The organism is Arthrobacter sp. 01T419 (assembly GCF_056398865.1).
In genome coordinates, this window is the sequence record NZ_JBFTQF010000001.1 from 349,753 (window position 1) to 365,603 (window position 15,851).

General features: G+C 64.2%; 13 protein-coding genes. 3 read left to right on the forward strand and 10 right to left on the reverse strand.

The window, feature by feature from the left end; genetic code table 11:
- Positions 1-25 precede the first annotated feature (25 nt).
- The gene (locus AC1DLO_RS01700; RefSeq protein WP_476888577.1) at positions 26-1,705 is read right to left on the reverse strand and encodes an amidohydrolase; all 1,680 of its coding nucleotides are present in this window, start codon (positions 1,703-1,705) and stop codon (positions 26-28) included.
- Between the two features lie 200 nt (positions 1,706-1,905).
- On the opposite strand from AC1DLO_RS01700, the gene AC1DLO_RS01705 reads away from it, so the two are divergent.
- On the forward strand, positions 1,906-2,517 hold the full coding sequence (locus AC1DLO_RS01705; protein WP_476888578.1) for a TetR family transcriptional regulator: 612 nt from the start codon (positions 1,906-1,908) through the stop codon (positions 2,515-2,517).
- Positions 2,518-2,553: 36 nt separating this feature from the next.
- Here AC1DLO_RS01705 and AC1DLO_RS01710 read toward each other — a convergent pair whose 3' ends face one another.
- The 6 genes from AC1DLO_RS01710 to AC1DLO_RS01735 form a co-directional block, all read right to left on the reverse strand.
- Positions 2,554-3,984: an MFS transporter gene (locus AC1DLO_RS01710; protein WP_476888579.1), complete on the reverse strand. Its 1,431-nt coding sequence runs from the start codon at positions 3,982-3,984 to the stop codon at positions 2,554-2,556.
- A gap of 118 nt (positions 3,985-4,102) precedes the next feature.
- Positions 4,103-7,123, reverse strand: coding sequence for an AAA family ATPase (locus AC1DLO_RS01715; protein WP_476888580.1), 3,021 nt, complete (start codon positions 7,121-7,123; stop codon positions 4,103-4,105).
- On the reverse strand, positions 7,120-8,310 hold the full coding sequence (locus tag AC1DLO_RS01720) for an exonuclease SbcCD subunit D (RefSeq protein ID WP_476888581.1): 1,191 nt from the start codon (positions 8,308-8,310) through the stop codon (positions 7,120-7,122). The genes AC1DLO_RS01715 and AC1DLO_RS01720 overlap by 4 nt, the downstream gene beginning before the upstream one ends.
- Positions 8,311-8,400: 90 nt before the next feature.
- On the reverse strand, positions 8,401-9,321 hold the full coding sequence (locus AC1DLO_RS01725) for an MIP/aquaporin family protein (protein WP_476888582.1): 921 nt from the start codon (positions 9,319-9,321) through the stop codon (positions 8,401-8,403).
- A 134-nt stretch (positions 9,322-9,455) separates the two neighbouring features.
- The gene (locus tag AC1DLO_RS01730) at positions 9,456-9,806 is read right to left on the reverse strand and encodes a DUF202 domain-containing protein (protein ID WP_476888583.1); all 351 of its coding nucleotides are present in this window, start codon (positions 9,804-9,806) and stop codon (positions 9,456-9,458) included.
- Entirely contained in the window at positions 9,803-10,159 is a 357-nt protein-coding gene (locus AC1DLO_RS01735; protein WP_184737200.1) for a YidH family protein, read from the reverse strand. The genes AC1DLO_RS01730 and AC1DLO_RS01735 overlap by 4 nt, the downstream gene beginning before the upstream one ends.
- 77 nt (positions 10,160-10,236) lie before the next feature.
- On the opposite strand from AC1DLO_RS01735, the gene AC1DLO_RS01740 reads away from it, so the two are divergent.
- Entirely contained in the window at positions 10,237-11,322 is a 1,086-nt protein-coding gene (locus tag AC1DLO_RS01740; RefSeq protein WP_476888584.1) for an ADP-ribosylglycohydrolase family protein, read from the forward strand.
- A 12-nt stretch (positions 11,323-11,334) separates the two neighbouring features.
- Here the strand turns inward: AC1DLO_RS01740 and AC1DLO_RS01745 are convergent, their stop codons facing one another.
- Together AC1DLO_RS01745 and AC1DLO_RS01750 are read right to left on the reverse strand one after the other, a co-directional pair.
- Complete coding sequence (locus AC1DLO_RS01745) at positions 11,335-11,901, reverse strand: DUF4395 domain-containing protein (RefSeq protein WP_476888585.1); 567 nt, start codon at positions 11,899-11,901, stop codon at positions 11,335-11,337.
- Between the two features lie 93 nt (positions 11,902-11,994).
- Complete coding sequence (locus tag AC1DLO_RS01750; protein WP_476888586.1) at positions 11,995-13,017, reverse strand: 3'-5' exonuclease; 1,023 nt, start codon at positions 13,015-13,017, stop codon at positions 11,995-11,997.
- Positions 13,018-13,167: 150 nt separating this feature from the next.
- Between AC1DLO_RS01750 and AC1DLO_RS01755 the strand changes: the two genes are divergently transcribed.
- Positions 13,168-14,562, forward strand: a complete 1,395-nt coding sequence (locus AC1DLO_RS01755; protein WP_476888587.1) for an Nramp family divalent metal transporter — start codon at positions 13,168-13,170, stop codon at positions 14,560-14,562.
- A 60-nt stretch (positions 14,563-14,622) separates the two neighbouring features.
- On the opposite strand, the gene AC1DLO_RS01760 is transcribed toward AC1DLO_RS01755, so the two are convergent.
- Complete coding sequence (locus AC1DLO_RS01760; RefSeq protein ID WP_476888588.1) at positions 14,623-15,816, reverse strand: MFS transporter; 1,194 nt, start codon at positions 15,814-15,816, stop codon at positions 14,623-14,625.
- Positions 15,817-15,851: the final 35 nt, after the last annotated feature.

Genomic DNA, 15,851 nt, shown 5'->3' on the forward strand with positions numbered 1-15,851 from the left:
TCCATGGGGGTGAAGTCTTGGTATGTCAATTGCCGGTGGCGTCGTGGACGACCCGGCCACCACTGACGGTCATGAGCACATCGTTTTCGGCCAATGCCCCGATATTTCCGTCGTCGGGCCAGCCTTCGGCCAGAAGGCAAAGATCTGCCGCCATTCCGGCACGGAGGGACCCCTTGAAGTGCTCTGCGTGGTCCTGCCACGCAGCCTGGCTGGTCATGGCGGCGAGGGCCTGCGTGCCGGAGATCCGTTCAGGATCGTCCTTGCGTCCGGGGCGGGTCCGCGTTGAGCGCTCGACGGCGGAAATCACCGTGCGGCGCCAGTCGGTGGACGCGACAGGTGAGTCCGATGCCAGGTTGAAATGCACGCCTGCGATGGATGCGGAATGAAGAGGCTGATGGCGCTCAAAGCGTTCCTCGCCCAGGATGGAGCGCATCGCGTCGCCGGCCATCGAACGGATGAGCGGGTTGGTGCTGTAGCCGATGGTCCGGGCCGCCATGGTGTCCAATGTCCGGTGCGAACTGAAGGAACCATGGATGATGTAATGCCGTCTTGCCACGGTGTCAGTGCGGGCAATCAAGGCCTCCACGGCGGCCTCGGTGGCGGCGTCGCCTGTGGCGTGGATCCCTGCCTGCAAGCCAGCGATATCGATCAGTTCCAGGATGTTGCCGAGTTCGGCTACCCGTTCGGCGTCACTCCCGCCGCGGACCACCAGGCTGCCATGCTTGCACGCATCTCCGTAGGGTTCGGACATCCAGGCCGTGCCGCTACGAGGGATTCCGTCCGCAAAAACTTTGACCCCGGCAATGCGCAGGAGCCGTTCGTCGATTCCGCGGTCCGTGTAATGGGTGGCAAGCCCTGAAGCCAGTCCATCCGCTACCGCCTCAGCGCTCACTCCCCCGGTTCCGGCGAACAGGAGGAGGACATTCATACGCAGGCTCAGCTCCCCCGCGACGGCGAGATCGCCGAGCAGCTTAAGTGCCGCCGTCGAACCCGTTCCGTCCAGCAGCCCGGCGCTGGCCGGTCCCAATCCGGGTTCAGTGAGCGAGGTGATGCCTTGTTGGTGCAGCAGGGACTGCATGGACAGGGCCGAGCGTCTCAAGGTCTCCACGGGCACGGGCGGCAGGGCTCGTGAAATGAGTTCCATGGCGCCGTCCTTGAACAGGCCGCGGGGGCTCCCATCGGTCAGCCGCGCGATAACTCCCCCTAGAACATCGGCCGTTCCTGCGGTGATCCCGGCGGCGGCCATCGCAGCCCGGTTGGCCAGGAGTTGGTGTCCGGTCTTATCGAAGGCAACAACCGGTACGTCCGGCCGGGCATCCAGCAATTCACCATGCTCGGGGCCAATCAGGACCTCATCCCAGCCGTGGGCACGGATCCAGCCGTCCGCTCCGGGTTCTGCCGAGTCGATCATGGACCTCACCCCTGCCCACGATTCCGCGGAGCCCACGCCCAGGTATCCGAATCCGACCATGGAGGATGCGATGAAGTGCAGGTGCGCATCGTTGATTCCAGGGATGACGGCTCCGCCCGCGGCGTCAACAACTCGAGTGTCCGTGCTGGCCTGGGCCAGCACGTCGCCATCACTGCCTACCATCGTGATCTTGCCGGCGCGGATCGCAATTGCGGAGGGACCCGGCCCGGAGCCGTCGTCCACCATTGGCAGCACCTGGCCGTTGACGATGACCAGTTCCGCGAATTGCTCCATCGCTGCCTCCGACCTTTCACGCACTCGTAAGTGTGACTTCGATTACCCGTTGAAGCCAAGTATGTCGCTTGACTAGGTCATTTGACTAGGTTTATGGCAAACTTTCTTGTTTAGTTGCTTTCATGACCACCGCCGCCGCGCTTCCGAGGAAGCGACGGAGCCGGACATAGGATGGTCAACGACGTATCTGGGAGGACACCATGGCCAGAGTTCCGGTCGAAGAGCGCCGGTTGCAATTTGTGCGTGCGGCCGCGAAGGTCATCGCGAGCGATGGACTGGCCGCGGCCACCACGCGGCGCATCGCGGCTGAAGCCGACGCACCCTTGGCGGCGCTGCACTATTCCTTCCGGAACAAAGATGAGCTGCTCCAAGAGGTGTACAACTTCCTGAGCCGCGACTACGCGCAGGCACTGCCTCCAGTCGGCGAACCGGAGTTGGGCCTGGAACACGTGATCCAGGCCCACGCCAGGCGTATCTGGACCCGCATGGTGCAGAATCCGCATGAGCAGATAACCACGTTTGAGCTCTTGCTGCGCCGCTTCCGCGTGGGACCCGATGATGAGCCGCAAGCACTCCTGATGAACAAGACCATGTACGAGGGGTGGATCAGTTCAACCCTGGATCTCTTTCGCGGTGCAGCTGAAGCTGCCGGCGACCCCGTTCCTGTGAACCTCGAACAGGTCACGCGCTTGTTCATCTCCGGCATCGACGGCATCAGCATGCAGCATCTGGCCGATCCGGACGAGGAACGGTCCCTGGGGCTCGTCGACCTGCTGGCACGTTCGCTGACAGGCGCGCTCGACTACAGCTGACGGCTTGGTTCTTGTCCGCGCTTGAAAGTCGAAGCCTTACTGTCGAGTGGACGGCCTGCGTCGAAGGACCAGTCCCGCAACGATCCCAAGCACCAGAAGCGCACCCGAAGCGGCCGTGGACACCACAAAAGCGGCGCCGGGACCTTGGGTCTGTGCCAACTGGCCCGCAAGGTAGGCGCCCAAGGCCGTACCGGCCACGATCCCGCTCGCCAAGGCGGTCATGACCGTTGCCATGCGGCCGGCCGGAGCCACCACTCCCCCGATGCTAAAGACCGTCACCATGACGGGTCCCACCGGAATTCCCAGTACGAGCAAAACAATGACCATTGGCCAGATCCCGGCCGGAAGGAACAACAACAGCGAGAACGCCGTCATCGCCGCGGCAGCAAGCACCCAACGGATGGCCAGTCCAAAGCGCTGCGGCCAGTAGGCAACAGACAGGGCGGCGACAGCGGAGCTCAGGCCCATGACGGAATACATCAGCCCCGCGATTTCGGCGGTGGCAAACTGGGCGGAGAATGCACTCAACGCATTCTGCGTGGCGCCGAAAAATGTTCCCATGCAGACCATGGCCAATACCGGAACGGCTACCTTCAACCAGGCAAGGGAACGGACACCTGTTCTCTGTCCGTCAAGAGCGCTCCCGACGACGGCCGGTGCCTTGCGCTTAGCCGGCACCACGGCCAAGTGCGAAGGATGGACGGCGAAAGCAGGCACGAGGGTGGCAGTGAGGACCGCGGCCAATGCGAGGGGCAGCCAAGGAGCTACGAGGCTGGCCAAAATGCCAACCAGCGCGGGCCCTAGGACGAAAGTGACCTCGTCTGCGGTTCCTTCGTAGGACAAGGCAGTATCCAAGTCGGCACGACTCGTCGCCACACTGCCGGAACCGGCGGCTTTTCCGCTAGCTCCAGGGCCCAGGTTCCGGGTGGCCAGGTTCCTTGTGGTCAGTGCCATCCAGCGAACCCGGGCCATGGGACCCACCTGCGGGCAACTCGCCCCAGCGAGGAAAGCCGTCACCAGAATGGCAATCGCGTCCGTGGGCGCGTTGAAGTCCGGCGTCAGGTAAGCCGCGACAAGCAGTGCAATGACTGTGATGGCGTTGACGGCCGCGGCTACGAGCAGGACCGGACGCTGACCGGCCCGGTCAGCGAGAGAGCCGAGCACCGGCGCACCTACGGCCGACCCGATGCCGACTGCGCCGGCGGCCAGGCCGCCGATGGCGTAAGAATGGCTGACGGCCGTGACAAGTGTCAGGGTGCCTACGGTCAGCATGGCGAGGGGCAGCCTCGCGAAGAGTCCCAGCGGCAGGAAGTTTCGGCCAGCAAGTTCGGGCAGGCGCGCGAAGCGGCCGGGCAGACGTGAATGGCGCTGCGCGGTAGGAGGAGCAGCTGAATCTAGCAGGACCGGCTGCGATGGGGCAGGCTCGAGCGCGGTGTTGGCCGCGGCGTTTCGTGGGAAGGAGTTCATGATTCCGGGTTCGCTGAATGGTGCGCATCGTCCCTCCTCCCGATGCGCGCGACCCGGTGTAACCCTCCAAGTCTACCGGACTGCTCCCGGGGGTGCGTCTGTTCCTTGTGGCCGCGTCCTAGGCGGCCAACGCATGGACGATTCGCACAATGGAGCCGTTTCGGCTCTTGATCACCTGAAGCTGACTGCTGATTCTTTGCTTCATTTCCGCAACGTGGCTGACGAGTCCAACGACCCGGCCGCCGTCGCGTAGTCCTTCCAGCGCATCCATGACCTGTTCGAGCGACTGCTCGTCAAGGCTCCCGAAGCCTTCATCGACAAACAAGGTTTCGATATCTACGCCGCCGGCCTCTTGCTGGACAACATCCGCGAGCCCCAAGGCCAATGCGAGCGAGGCCATGAAGGATTCTCCGCCGGAAAGCGTGGCGGTGTCCCGCCGCTGGCCTGTCCACTCATCCACGACTTCGAGGCCCAAACCGGATTTCGCGCCCCGGGCCGCCTTGGCGTCCGTGTGCTGAAGGGTATAACGGCCGTCGCTCATGGCAATAAGGCGCTCCGACGCCGCTGCTGCGACCTGTTCGAGCCGGGCAGCCAGGACATAGCTGTTGAGGCTCATTTTGTAGCCGTTGTCGCCCGACCCTCTGGCAGTTTCGGCGAGTTCGCTGAGCACCCGGGCGCGTTCGCGGGGTTCCCGACCAGACGCCGCAGCTTCTTCATACTGCGAGCGGATCGTTGCCAGGCTCTCTACCGTTCGGGCGGCGAGTCCCGCAGCGAGGGCAAGACGGCGGGCCGCTTCTTCCGCCTGCCCGGCCTCCTGTTCAAGGGCGGCGAGCTCGACGGCGGACAACGGCACCTCGCCGATCTGGGATTCCTTGGCAGCAAGCACAAGGTCCTCGGACTCAAAAAGCTCCGCGAGACGGGCACTCTCGGTCTCGGAAGCCCTGACGACTTCGTCAAAGCGGGCGGCGTGCTGTTCGTCGAGGATCTCGCGCCGGGCATCCTCGGCTGTTTCGAAGTGGTTTGCCGAAAGAGCATGTTCCAAGGCTGTGGACGCATCGTCCAAGGCCTGCCGGGCGCCTTCCAACTGAGCGCCTGCAGTTACGGCGAACTGCAGGAGCACGCGTTGCCCCGCCAATGCCTCGATCCTTGCGCGGAGAGTGTCGAAGCCATCACGAAGCCCCGAAAGCAAGGAGTCCAGGGACTCGCGTTGTTCGCCCAGCAAGGCGATGGTTGACTCAGCCTGCGCAGCAGCCGTGTCCTCCTGGAGTTGTTCATCCTCCAAGCGGGCTATGCGCTCCTTCGTGCGGGTGAGATCTTCCTTTCCTCGCTTGAGTATTTCGACGGCGGAGCGTGCCGAGGCGAGGGCATCGTTGGCCGAGGCCCCCGCGGAAGCGGCTTCCTTTGGATCGATGTCTCCGCCTTGGGCGGCGAGCACGGCGACTTCCTGCTCGGCCGAGGCGAGCTCAGCCGCCGCCTGAAGTAGTTCGTGCTCACTCTCGTCATAGCGCTCGTGGGCGGATTGCTCTTTCTCGGCAAGGGCCAAGGCCGTCAGTCCGGCTGGCGCTGGAGAGGGGTGCTCAACGCTTCCGCAGACAGGGCAAGCATCACCATCATGCAGCTTTGCTGCGAGCTCGGCGGCGGCGTTGGCCAACCGGGATTCGCGCAGATCCAGCCAGAGTTGGCGGAGGTCTTGGGAAAGCGCACGGGCGAACGCGTGCCGCTTGACGGCCGCGGAGAGTGATTCGAGGGCCGCGGTGTGACGGGCCACCGTCTTGACAGTGTTCTGTGCGGCGGCGGCTTCGCTTTCGCGGAGGGGCAATTCCAGGGCTGCGGCCTCCAGTGGGTCCAGGCCGGCTTCCAAGGCGGATGCCTCCGCACGAAGCTCTGCGACGGCTATGGACCTTGCCGCCTTGGCCGCGTCCCGCTGCCCGGCCGCCACGTCGAGTGCAAAAAGCCTGGCAGTGATGTCCTCAAGCTTTTGTTCGTCTCCAACCCGGGCCTCCAGGACTGCTGTGGTTTCATGAATTCCGGCCAAGGCCACCGCGGGATCGCTTGCGTCCAAGGAGGCTGCAAGAAGCTTCGCCGTAGCGGCTTCGGCTTTCGAGCCCGCCAGGTCCAGCGCTTTCGCGGCGCGGTCTACGGCGTCGAGCTGTCCGCCAAGGACGGCGGCCTTCCGGTGGCGTCCTAGACGATCGCGGACTTCTTGGACTTCGGCCGCGCGTGCGGAGAACGCTTCGTGGCGGAGCGTGGCGGCGTCGAGCTTCGCGTGGCGTTGGACCCGTTCCCGTGCGGAATTGAGCTTGTCGGCCAGCTGAAGCCTGACAATGTCTGCGGATCTGGCCGCCTGGTGCCGCTCCGCCGATTCGGCCCGCGCCCATGCTTCCAAGTGGCCGAGCCTGAGTTCGGGCGCCGCCACGTCGGACTTTACGTCAAGGACCTCCGGGTCCACAGACTCTTCAATGCCCAGTTGGGCAAACTCCGATTCGGCCCGCTGCAGGAGCAAGTGAAGACTGTTCTGGTTGTCCTGCACCTCTGCGCGCGCGGTGATTGCCTGGGATGCCAACTGCTGCTCAATGGCTTCAAAACGCTGGGTGCCGAAGAGTTTCTGGAGCAGGTCTAGCCGGTCGGAAGCCTTGGAGCGTAGGAAAGCCGCAAAATCTCCCTGCGGGAGCATGACCACCCTGGTGAACTGCTCCCGGTCCATCCCGAGGACGTCACCGATTTCCGCACCGGCTTCGTCGTTCCGGGAGGTCTTTTCTTCCCACGAGCCATTGACCCGTTCACGCAGGAGGGTTTTGGCCTGCTGGGTGGTGAAGCCTTTGCGTCCGCGGGCACTGGGCCTGTCCCACGCCGGGGAGCGGGTGACCTCAAAGCGCCTACCACGCGCCGAGAATTCGCAGACAACCCGGGGCTCTGCAGCCGGTTCCGCGTGGTCGCTCCGCAAGCGTTTGCCGTCTTGGCGAGCCCCGGGCACGGAGCCATACAAGGCAAAGCAGATGGCGTCGAGCACGCTCGTCTTGCCTGCGCCGGTGGCACCGTTCAGGAGGAACAGACCCTGGGCGCCCAGCTGATCGAAGTCGATCGACTGAACCTTGGCAAAGGGCCCGAAAGCCTCAATCTCAAGGTGGTGGATTCTCACAGCTCCGCCCCTTCCAGCCGAACCGCTTCCAAGGCTTCACGAAGCGCGGAAAGTTCAGTTTCGTCGGCGGGCCTTCCCCGCACGTGATCAAGGAAACCACAGCAAACTTCGAGATCGTCCTCAGCTTCGGCAAGCCTGCTGCTGTAGCTGGCCTTGGCCCTTCCCTCGGCGTCCTCCGGATCAAAGCCCAACACCAGGGTGTCCGGGAAGCGGGTACGCAGCTGTTCCATGGCCTGCGCCGGCCGCGCGGAGTCCGTGAGCGTGACTTGGCAGTAGGCGGATTCGGCCCACTTGTATTCCTCTGCCTCCAAAAGCTCGGCGAGCTTCCCTCTGAGAATCGCCAGCTCCCGCGGCGCTTTCCACAAGATTTCCTCGACGTGGTTCACGCCGTCGGATCCGACGTCAATCAGCCATGCGCCCTTCCGATGCTTGGCTTCGGAGAAAGAGTAGGCCAGCGGCGAACCCGAATACCGGACGTGCTCCGAAAGTTCCTGGCGTCCGTGAAGGTGGCCCAAGGCCGTGTAGCCAATGCCGTCGAAGAGATCAAGCGGCACTGCTCCCAAACCGCCGATGCTCAGATCGCGTTCGCTGTCCGAAGTAATGCCTCCACTCGCGAAGGTGTGTGCTAGCACCACGGAATGCACAGGTCCCGTCTCGCTCCGCCGGGCGACGTCCTCGCGAATAAGCTGCACGGCTGACTGGGTGACGTCGAAGTGACTAGCTGTTTGTGTACCGAGCCGTTCGGCGACGAGCCTCGGTTCAAGATAAGGAATGCCGTAGACGGCCAGCACCGGGGCACCCGGCAGAGCTTCGCCGACGTCGTTCCCATCCATAGTGAACAAGACCGGGGAATCCAGATCCTCTAGGCGGGTCCGCAGATGGACTCCCCCGCGCTCCAGCAAGCGTGAGGCGAACCCGAGGCGGATCGCGGAATCGTGGTTACCGCTTGTCAGCACTACCTTGGCGCCAGCATCCGTGATCCGCACGAGGGCGTCGTCGAGAAGCTTCACAACATCCAGTCCGGGAAGGGCACGATCGTAGACGTCACCGGCAATCAGCACGACATCGACCGACTGCTCGCGGATCACTGCCAGCAATTGCTCAATGAAATTGCGTTGGGCATCCAGCATCCCGACGCCATGGAATGAGCGGCCCAGGTGCCAATCCGAAGTGTGAAGAAGCTTCATGATTTCACGCTAACCGGAGGCACAGACATTTTTGACGCGGCACGGCGGCACCGGCAATATCAGCGCCTTCCGGGCAGCTAAATCCCTGTGTCAGTCCCGCTTGCCGTCGAAGAAATCACGGGCGGGATCGACGTCGGGCTTCACTTCTGCGGGGGCGGCAGCCGCAGTTGGCGCAGGGACCTCCGTTGAGCCTTCCGAAGCGCCGGTGTCCGTGTCGTCGTCGGACTCTTCCTCCCACTCGTCGGACTGTGCGGGATCTTCGATCTCCGCTACGGCTACCGGAGCGGACTCTCCAAAGCCACGGAAGATGAGGCCAGCGATTGCTGCCCCCAGCAGCGGTGCGAGCCAGAAGAGCCAGAGCTGCTCCACGGCCCAGCTGGAGCTGAAGACGGCGGAGGCGGTGGCGCGGGCAGGGTTGAACGCAAGGTTGCCGACTGACTGTCCAAGCTGCAACAGCACTGCGAAGGTCAGGCCGACGGCAAACGGGGCTGCGGTCCTGACAGGGTTGCGCCGGGCGGTGGCGGCGAGGAATACCCCCACCAGCAGTGCACCGCCGAGGATCTCCACGAGCAACGCGCCGGCCATGGGAGCCTGGATGACGGAGTGCTCACCGAAGCCGGCAGAGACGGTATCGAATGCAGCCCGGCTGTCGTCGATCTTGGGCACGGTGCGCACAAGTGCGAACACGGCAAGGGCGCCGAGCAGGCCGCCGACAACCTGGGCCACAAGGTATGCCGCGCCATCCACGAGCTTTGTGCGCCCGGCAATCACATGGCCGACGGTGATAGCCGGGTTGAAGTGGCCGCCGGAAAGGTATCCGAAGGCGAGCATGGCCGCGGCAACCGCAAGTCCGCCGGCCAGCGGCGCAGGCACAGTGCTCGATTGCGGAATGCTGAACATGGGGACGCCCACACCAATAACCACAAGGAACAACGTCCCCAGAGCTTCAGCGGATGCCCGGGCGATGAGCCCGGTACCGCGGGAGGAGGGAACGGACACAGTTGTGGTCATGTCGAATGATTCCTTAGTTCGAAGTTAGGGTGGCGTATTGCGGAGCCGCACGGCAACAGCACGTCATGCAGCAGCCTGCGTGCCTGCCCCGCAGCATCCTGTCAGCCGAGTCTGGACGCTTCCTGAATCTGAGCCTAGTCGCCCAATGCGATCGCGGCGACCGCCGCGCAGCCGAGGGCGATGATGGACAGTGCGCTTGCCAGCATAAGGACGGCCGACGCTTCTTCTGTTCCGTGGTGGAGTTGGCGGGACCTTACCCACACAACGCTGCCAAGGACGATCGTCGCAGCAGCGGCCGTCAAAGCGCAGATTCCCTGGTAGTCGAGCCCCGGTATTCCGGTGGGCAATTGCCCCGCACCGGACTTCGCCGACAGCCACCTGCGCCAGATAAAGAGATCCACAACCAAAAGCGAAATCAGGGTCCGGCGCCAGGCAAGCGTGGTGCGCTCTGGCTGCAGGCCCGGATCCCTGGCTTCTACGCTCAACGCGCCACCAGGATCAGCACCGCAAAGGTGAAGGCCGCTACGGCGACCACAATGGTCATCAGCAACATGACACGTGAGAATGGCAGGGCTTGGTCGTTACGCATGGCTGACTCCATCTGTGCCCACCGGCGGTAGGCGAGCGTCGCCAGCCCCGCGCCAATGATGGAAAGCACGACGCACAGGACAATGCGCACCGGCTGCGGCGCAATATTCGGAGCGAGCTGATCGATAGCCACGGCACCTGCGAGCAGCGCCAATGAGGTACGGATCCATGCAAGGAAAGTCCGCTCATTTGCGAGGGAGAATCTGTAGTCCGGGGTCGTTCCGGTTTTGCGCCACGCCGGTTCACGCATCGTTGCCTCCTGGTTCAGGAGCCACCGTATCAGTGGCCAAGTGAAGACCGGCGAAACGGCCACGGTAAATTACCACTATGACTGCTGAATCGTCCCCCTCTGCCGTGCCGACCTTCGAGTCCCGGGTCCACGGCTGCCTGCTGGGAGGTGCCCTGGGCGATTCGCTCGGCTACGCCGTCGAATTCGACGACCTGGACACCATCCGCTCCCGCTACGGCGCAGCGGGTCTCACCTCTTTCGGACAGCTCGACGGCGGCAGCCACTTTTCGGACGACACCCAGATGACGCTGTACACCGTGGACGGACTCGTGGAAGCGCTCGAGTGGGCCAACGACGGCGTGGCCGCCGATGAAACAGCGTGTCTCTGGCTGGCCTACCTGCGATGGCTCGCCACCCAGGGCGTGGCCTTGCCGGCATCGGCGCCGGTTCCCCAACCGCGTTGGATTGACAAGCAGGAGGTACTCCGGCACCGCCGTCATCCAGGCAAGGCCTGCCTGAGCGGACTCGCCACCGGCCAAATGGGGACCAAATTTCGCCCGGTCAACCCGGATTCGAAGGGCTGCGGCACCGTGATGCGGTCCGCACCGTTTGGCTTGGTCCCACACATTTCCGAGGCCGCGGTTTACAAGTTGAGCACTGACGCCGCCTCTTTGACCCACGGGCACCCTTCTGCGCGGCAGAGTGCCGGTGCCTTCAGTGTTCTGGTACACAAATTGGCCACGGGCTCGGATGTACGGAGTGCGGCTGAACATGCCTTGAGCGTAGTGGCAGGATTGCCCGATCCGGCCGCCGAACTGCTGGACCGTCTCCACCAGGCGCTGGAACTGTCCTCCACCGGCGCTCTGCTCAGCCCGGAAGAACTCACCGCGCAACTAGGCGAAGGCTGGGTCGCTGAGGAGGCACTCGCCGTCGGGCTCTATGCTGTGCTGGCAACCGCCGCGGCGGCCGAGGCACCGCTCGATCCGTCCGCCCATTTCCGCCAGGCCGTTGCCATGGCGCTGAACCACAGCGGTGACAGTGACTCCACGGCCTCCATCGCGGGCAACATCCTCGGGGCTTTCCACGGCGAGGGAGCCCTGCCGTCAGACTGGCTTGAAGCTCTTGAGGCTCCTGACGTCATCCGCGGGATGGCCCAGCGGCTTATCGCTGTCACGGTCGGCTAGGGAGCAATCGACTCATAGCCGGCGAAGTGCGATGTTGTTGCAGGCTTCGCAGACTTCCTCGGGGATAAAGCCATGCCTCTGCAGGAAACCGAATATGGCGCAGCCAAGGCAGAATCCCACAAACGACTCAAGGGAAGCTGCCACAATCAGCAGGGCGAGCAGGACCCACGCCCCCAGGGCGAAATTGGCGAAGAACAGAATAGCGGCCGCTGTGCTCAGAACGGCCCCAATTCCCTGGGCAAAACGTTTTGGTGGGCCAGGGACAAGTTTGGCGGGGCCCACCCGTGGTGCCAGGACCTTGACGGACAACAGGGCAAACGGCGAAATCCTCGGCCCGAACAGTACGCGCAACCAGAAACCGGCAGCAATCAGAACGAGCCCCCAGCCAAAGCCGCTCAGGAGCGTAGCCACCGCAGCCAAAACCACAAGGCCCGCCGTGATCCTCGCGGCGTACTCATTGACCGGGTTGGGGAATGCGAAGACGGCACGCCATCTGGGGGCGGCGTGGGCCCCGGACGCGGTTGATGAAGGGGCGCCGACGGCGGTCCGCGCCGTGTCCGGCTGGTTTCCCTGTCTCATGGCTCAAGGCTAGGAGCGCGGGCACTCAACGGGAAGCTTTGTTGCTCCGTGTGAAATCTGCCGACGGCCCGGCGAACCGGGCCGCGCCGGTTCCTAGCTTCCGCCAACCATCTGCAGGAACTCTCCTTCAGACAGCACCTCGATCTGTTGGCCGCGGCTATGCAGCTCCAGGACCCGCTTGGCTTTGCCGGTGAGTCGTCCGTTCCTGAGATCGCCGGCTACAAATCCGTCGCCCACCACCAGGACCGTGGTCCTTCCTGTAACCCGACTCTCCGGACGCGCCCCCATCTCCGCGGCCCGCTGTTTCGCTTCCGGCCGCGCAATCGCAAGCTCGCCGGTAAAGACGACGGTCTGGCCGAACAGGGGGTGGCTCGGTTCTGCTGCCGGATTGGGCACCGGATTGGTGCCCTCTTCCGGCCAGTTGCCCCAGGCTCGTCCCAGCTGGCCCGCGCTGCTCCCGACGCCGGAACGGCCGGAAGGTTGCCCGCCAGCCCCGACGGCCGCGAGCGCAGCCAGGGTCTGCTTCGAAAGCCCTTCTCCAGGCCGGAAAGCCTGCTGTTTAGGCAGGTCCAGGCCGAGCGACAAGTAGAGCTCGGCGATGCTGTTGGCATTGTTCCGGCGGGCGATATCGACCAGGATCCCCGCGCAGGCCCGGGCGTCCTCGGCGGCGTCGTGATGGTTCACGAGAGGCACCCCGGCCTCTTCCGCGGCGTAGGGCAAGGAGTTGGAAACCAAGGAATAGCAGCGCCTGGACAACATCACGGTGCAAACGTATTCATACGCCGGCCCCGGCAGCCCGGACACTTCAAGACCTGAACGGATGACGCCGAGATCGAAGGCCGCATTGTGGGCAGCCAGGATGTCTCCTCCGATAAAGGCCCCAATTTCGGGGAAGAGCTCGCCAAAACGGGGAGCGGTGGCGACGTCCTCGGCCCGAATGCCATGGATTCGCGTGTTGTGGTACTCGAAGTGGTCATGGTTTTCTGGTGGCCGCATGAGCCAGGAGGCTTCCTCCACCACCACTCCGCCGCGGACCTTGCTGAGGCCGACCGAGCACGGTGAACCCCTGAAGCCGTTCGCAGTTTCAAAGTCGATCGCCGTAAAGTCCAATGCCACTGGTCAAGGTTACAGGGGAAAGGGGCCGGCCAAGCGAATGGTCGAGTTCACCCAAAAACGAGCCATCAGGCCACTTTTGTTTTACCATAAATGCTAGCTGGGGATAGTAAGCATGCTTATCATCTAGTCAATGAAGAGCGGGAGAAAACCATGCACTCCATCAAGGCTTCTGATCCGGAACCCCGCCCGTCCGGGGCGGCCGCAACGCACGCGAACCGCCGCTCCGAAGAGGATCCGCCCCCTTCGAAATCGAAACGGTCACCCATCCGGCGATTCTTCGGCTTGCTTGGGCCCGGCTTGGTCACCGGCTCAGCCGATGACGACCCATCAGGAATCGCAACGTATGCCCAAGCGGGTGCCACCTTCGCCAACGGGATGTTGTGGACCGCTCCTGCTACGTTGCCAATGATGATGGCTGTTCAGGAAATCTGCGACCGCACCGCTTTGGCCACCGGGGACAGCCTAGGCAAGCTTGCCCGCAGGAAATTCACCCGCAAGCCGCGGATCATGATCGGAATACTGATCGTCGCCCTCCTCGCAGCCAATACTCTCAACGCATCGGCGGACCTGATGGCGATCGGACAGGGCATGCAATTGCTCGGCGCTGGTCCGGACCACCTCTGGAGCGCGGTCGCAGGCATCGGGATTGCCATAGCCCTGATGGCTGGCGGCTTCGACATCATTTCCAAGACCTTCAAGTGGCTCTGTATGGCCCTCCTGGCGTACGTAGCGGTTCTGTTCGTGTCCAATGTGGACTGGACCGATGTCCTGAAGGGGCTCCTTGGCCTCCAGTTCCGGTTCAGCCCGGATTACCTCGGACTGATCGTCGCCGTCCTGGGCACCACCATCTCCCCATATCTTTTCTTCTGGCAAAGCGCGCACAGGATCGAGGAGCTCCGCGAAGAAAATCATGGAAGTGACCAAGCAGTCGGCCTGGAAGAGAGGCCTGCCGGCCCGGCTGAGCATGAGCTTCATAATGCCCGCGCCGATGTGTTCACTGGAATGTTCTTCTCCGTGTTGGTCATGTTCGCCATCATGGCGGCCACTGCCGCGACATTGGGAAAGAACGGTTCGGACGTCAAGACTGCGGCTGACGCCGCCAAGGCGCTGGAACCCATGTTGGGTCCCGCTGCCAAATTCCTGTTCGCAGCCGGCTTCATCGGTTCCGGGATCCTCGCAGTGCCTGTGCTGGCCGCCGCTGGCTCCGCGGGGCTGGCCGGCTTGCTGGGAAAAGAGTGGGGCTTCGATCGCCGCCCCAGTAAGGCGCAGACCTTTTATGTGCTTCTAGGCGTCGGAACCATAGGCGGTGTCATCATCACCTTCTTTACCACCGACCCGATAGGACTGCTGATCCTCAGTGCCATCATCAACGGGATTGCGGCCACGCCGTTCCTCGTGGTGACAATGCTGATCGCGCGGGACAAGGACCTCATGGGCAAATACCGCAACGGAAAACTCGCCGCTACCCTCGGCTGGTCCACCACCGCCATCATGGTCGTCGCAGGCGCCATCGGTATCTGGACCACCATCACCGGCGCTGCCTAGGCCCCTCCCCACCGAGGACATCCCGGGACCGAAAGCAGCCGGACGCCTGACCGCCACTCTTCACGAACCGGGCGCAGGGACGTGGTGGGGCAGATAGTGGCGCAGGCGCATGCGCAGGGCCACCGACACGGCGGCGAAGATGGCTCCGGTGACCGGGATCCAGGCCATGCCGAGGGTCTCCACGGTGAGCCCGCCCAAGGCTGCGCCCAGGGCGATGCCGAGCTGGATGGCGACCACGGAGAGGCTCGTGACGGTGTCGGGGGCCTCGTGGCCGACAATGAGGACGACTTGTTGGTCGAAGACTGCTGCGGCGGCGTATCCGGCTCCCCAGACCCCCAGGAGCACGACGGCGGTGGCCAGGTTCATGGGCAGCACGCCCAGGCCCAGGAGGCCTGCGACGATCAGCGTCGGCGCGCCCAGCAGCCCTGCGAACAGGGCACGCCGGGGCACGCGTCCGGCCAGGACTACTCCTGCCAGCCCGGCGATTCCCAGGATGGCAAGCCCGGCGCCGACGATGTCCCCAAGGCCCGCGTGTTCCAGGAACGGGGCGATGTAGGTCAGGACGGCGAAGTGGGCCAACAGCATGACAGCCCAGCCGCCGATAATCAGTCCGACTCCGGGCAGGCGTGCGGCCCGGGCAAGGGAGAGCGGCCGTCGGGTGTCCGGGCTGACCTTCGGGATCGTGAGGAAGGCGCACACTGCGAGCACCGCGCTCACACCGGCCAGGATCAGGAACGCCGTGCGCCAGCCCAGTGCCTGGCCGAGCAGGGTTCCCAGCGGCGTACCGGCCGCCAGCCCCAGGCTGGTGCCGGCAAAGACGATCGCCATGGCCCGCGGGGCCCGTGCCGGGCTGGTGATCCTCCCGACCATAGGGGCCACGGTGGCCCACAGCAGACCGTGCGCAACCCCTGCGAGGACACGCGCGGTGATCGCGATCGGCAGGGCAGGGCTGAGGGCGACGAGGATGTTGGCGGCCGCGAAGACGCACAGGATCGCCGCGAACAGCACCCGGCGCGGGACGCGGATCGTGAACCGGGTCAGGGGAAGGACAGTAGCGACGATGGCGGCCGCGTACACCGAGGTCAGGGAACCGGCCCCGGCAATGCCGGTGCCAAGGTCCGCGGCGATGCGGGTCAAAAGCCCGGAGGGCAGAAGCTCCGTGGTGACGCTGGTGAAGCCGCACAGGCTGAGCACGACGAGGGGCAGCAAGGACGAACGGGTACTCGTTCGTCTGGAGACGCTGGTCGTCACCATGATCAGGCCCGACCGGTGGGCATGATCCACCAATC

Coding starts and splice junctions, on each gene's coding strand:
- AC1DLO_RS01700 (WP_476888577.1), bottom strand. CDS start 1,705: ATGGAGCAATTCGCGGAACTGGTCATCGTCAACGGCCAGGTGCTGCCA.
- AC1DLO_RS01705 (WP_476888578.1), top strand. CDS start 1,906: ATGGCCAGAGTTCCGGTCGAAGAGCGCCGGTTGCAATTTGTGCGTGCG.
- AC1DLO_RS01710 (WP_476888579.1), bottom strand. CDS start 3,984: ATGAACTCCTTCCCACGAAACGCCGCGGCCAACACCGCGCTCGAGCCT.
- AC1DLO_RS01720 (WP_476888581.1), bottom strand. CDS start 8,310: ATGAAGCTTCTTCACACTTCGGATTGGCACCTGGGCCGCTCATTCCAT.
- AC1DLO_RS01725 (WP_476888582.1), bottom strand. CDS start 9,321: ATGACCACAACTGTGTCCGTTCCCTCCTCCCGCGGTACCGGGCTCATC.
- AC1DLO_RS01735 (WP_184737200.1), bottom strand. CDS start 10,159: ATGCGTGAACCGGCGTGGCGCAAAACCGGAACGACCCCGGACTACAGA.
- AC1DLO_RS01740 (WP_476888584.1), top strand. CDS start 10,237: ATGACTGCTGAATCGTCCCCCTCTGCCGTGCCGACCTTCGAGTCCCGG.
- AC1DLO_RS01745 (WP_476888585.1), bottom strand. CDS start 11,901: ATGAGACAGGGAAACCAGCCGGACACGGCGCGGACCGCCGTCGGCGCC.
- AC1DLO_RS01755 (WP_476888587.1), top strand. CDS start 13,168: ATGCACTCCATCAAGGCTTCTGATCCGGAACCCCGCCCGTCCGGGGCG.
- AC1DLO_RS01760 (WP_476888588.1), bottom strand. CDS start 15,816: ATGGTGACGACCAGCGTCTCCAGACGAACGAGTACCCGTTCGTCCTTG.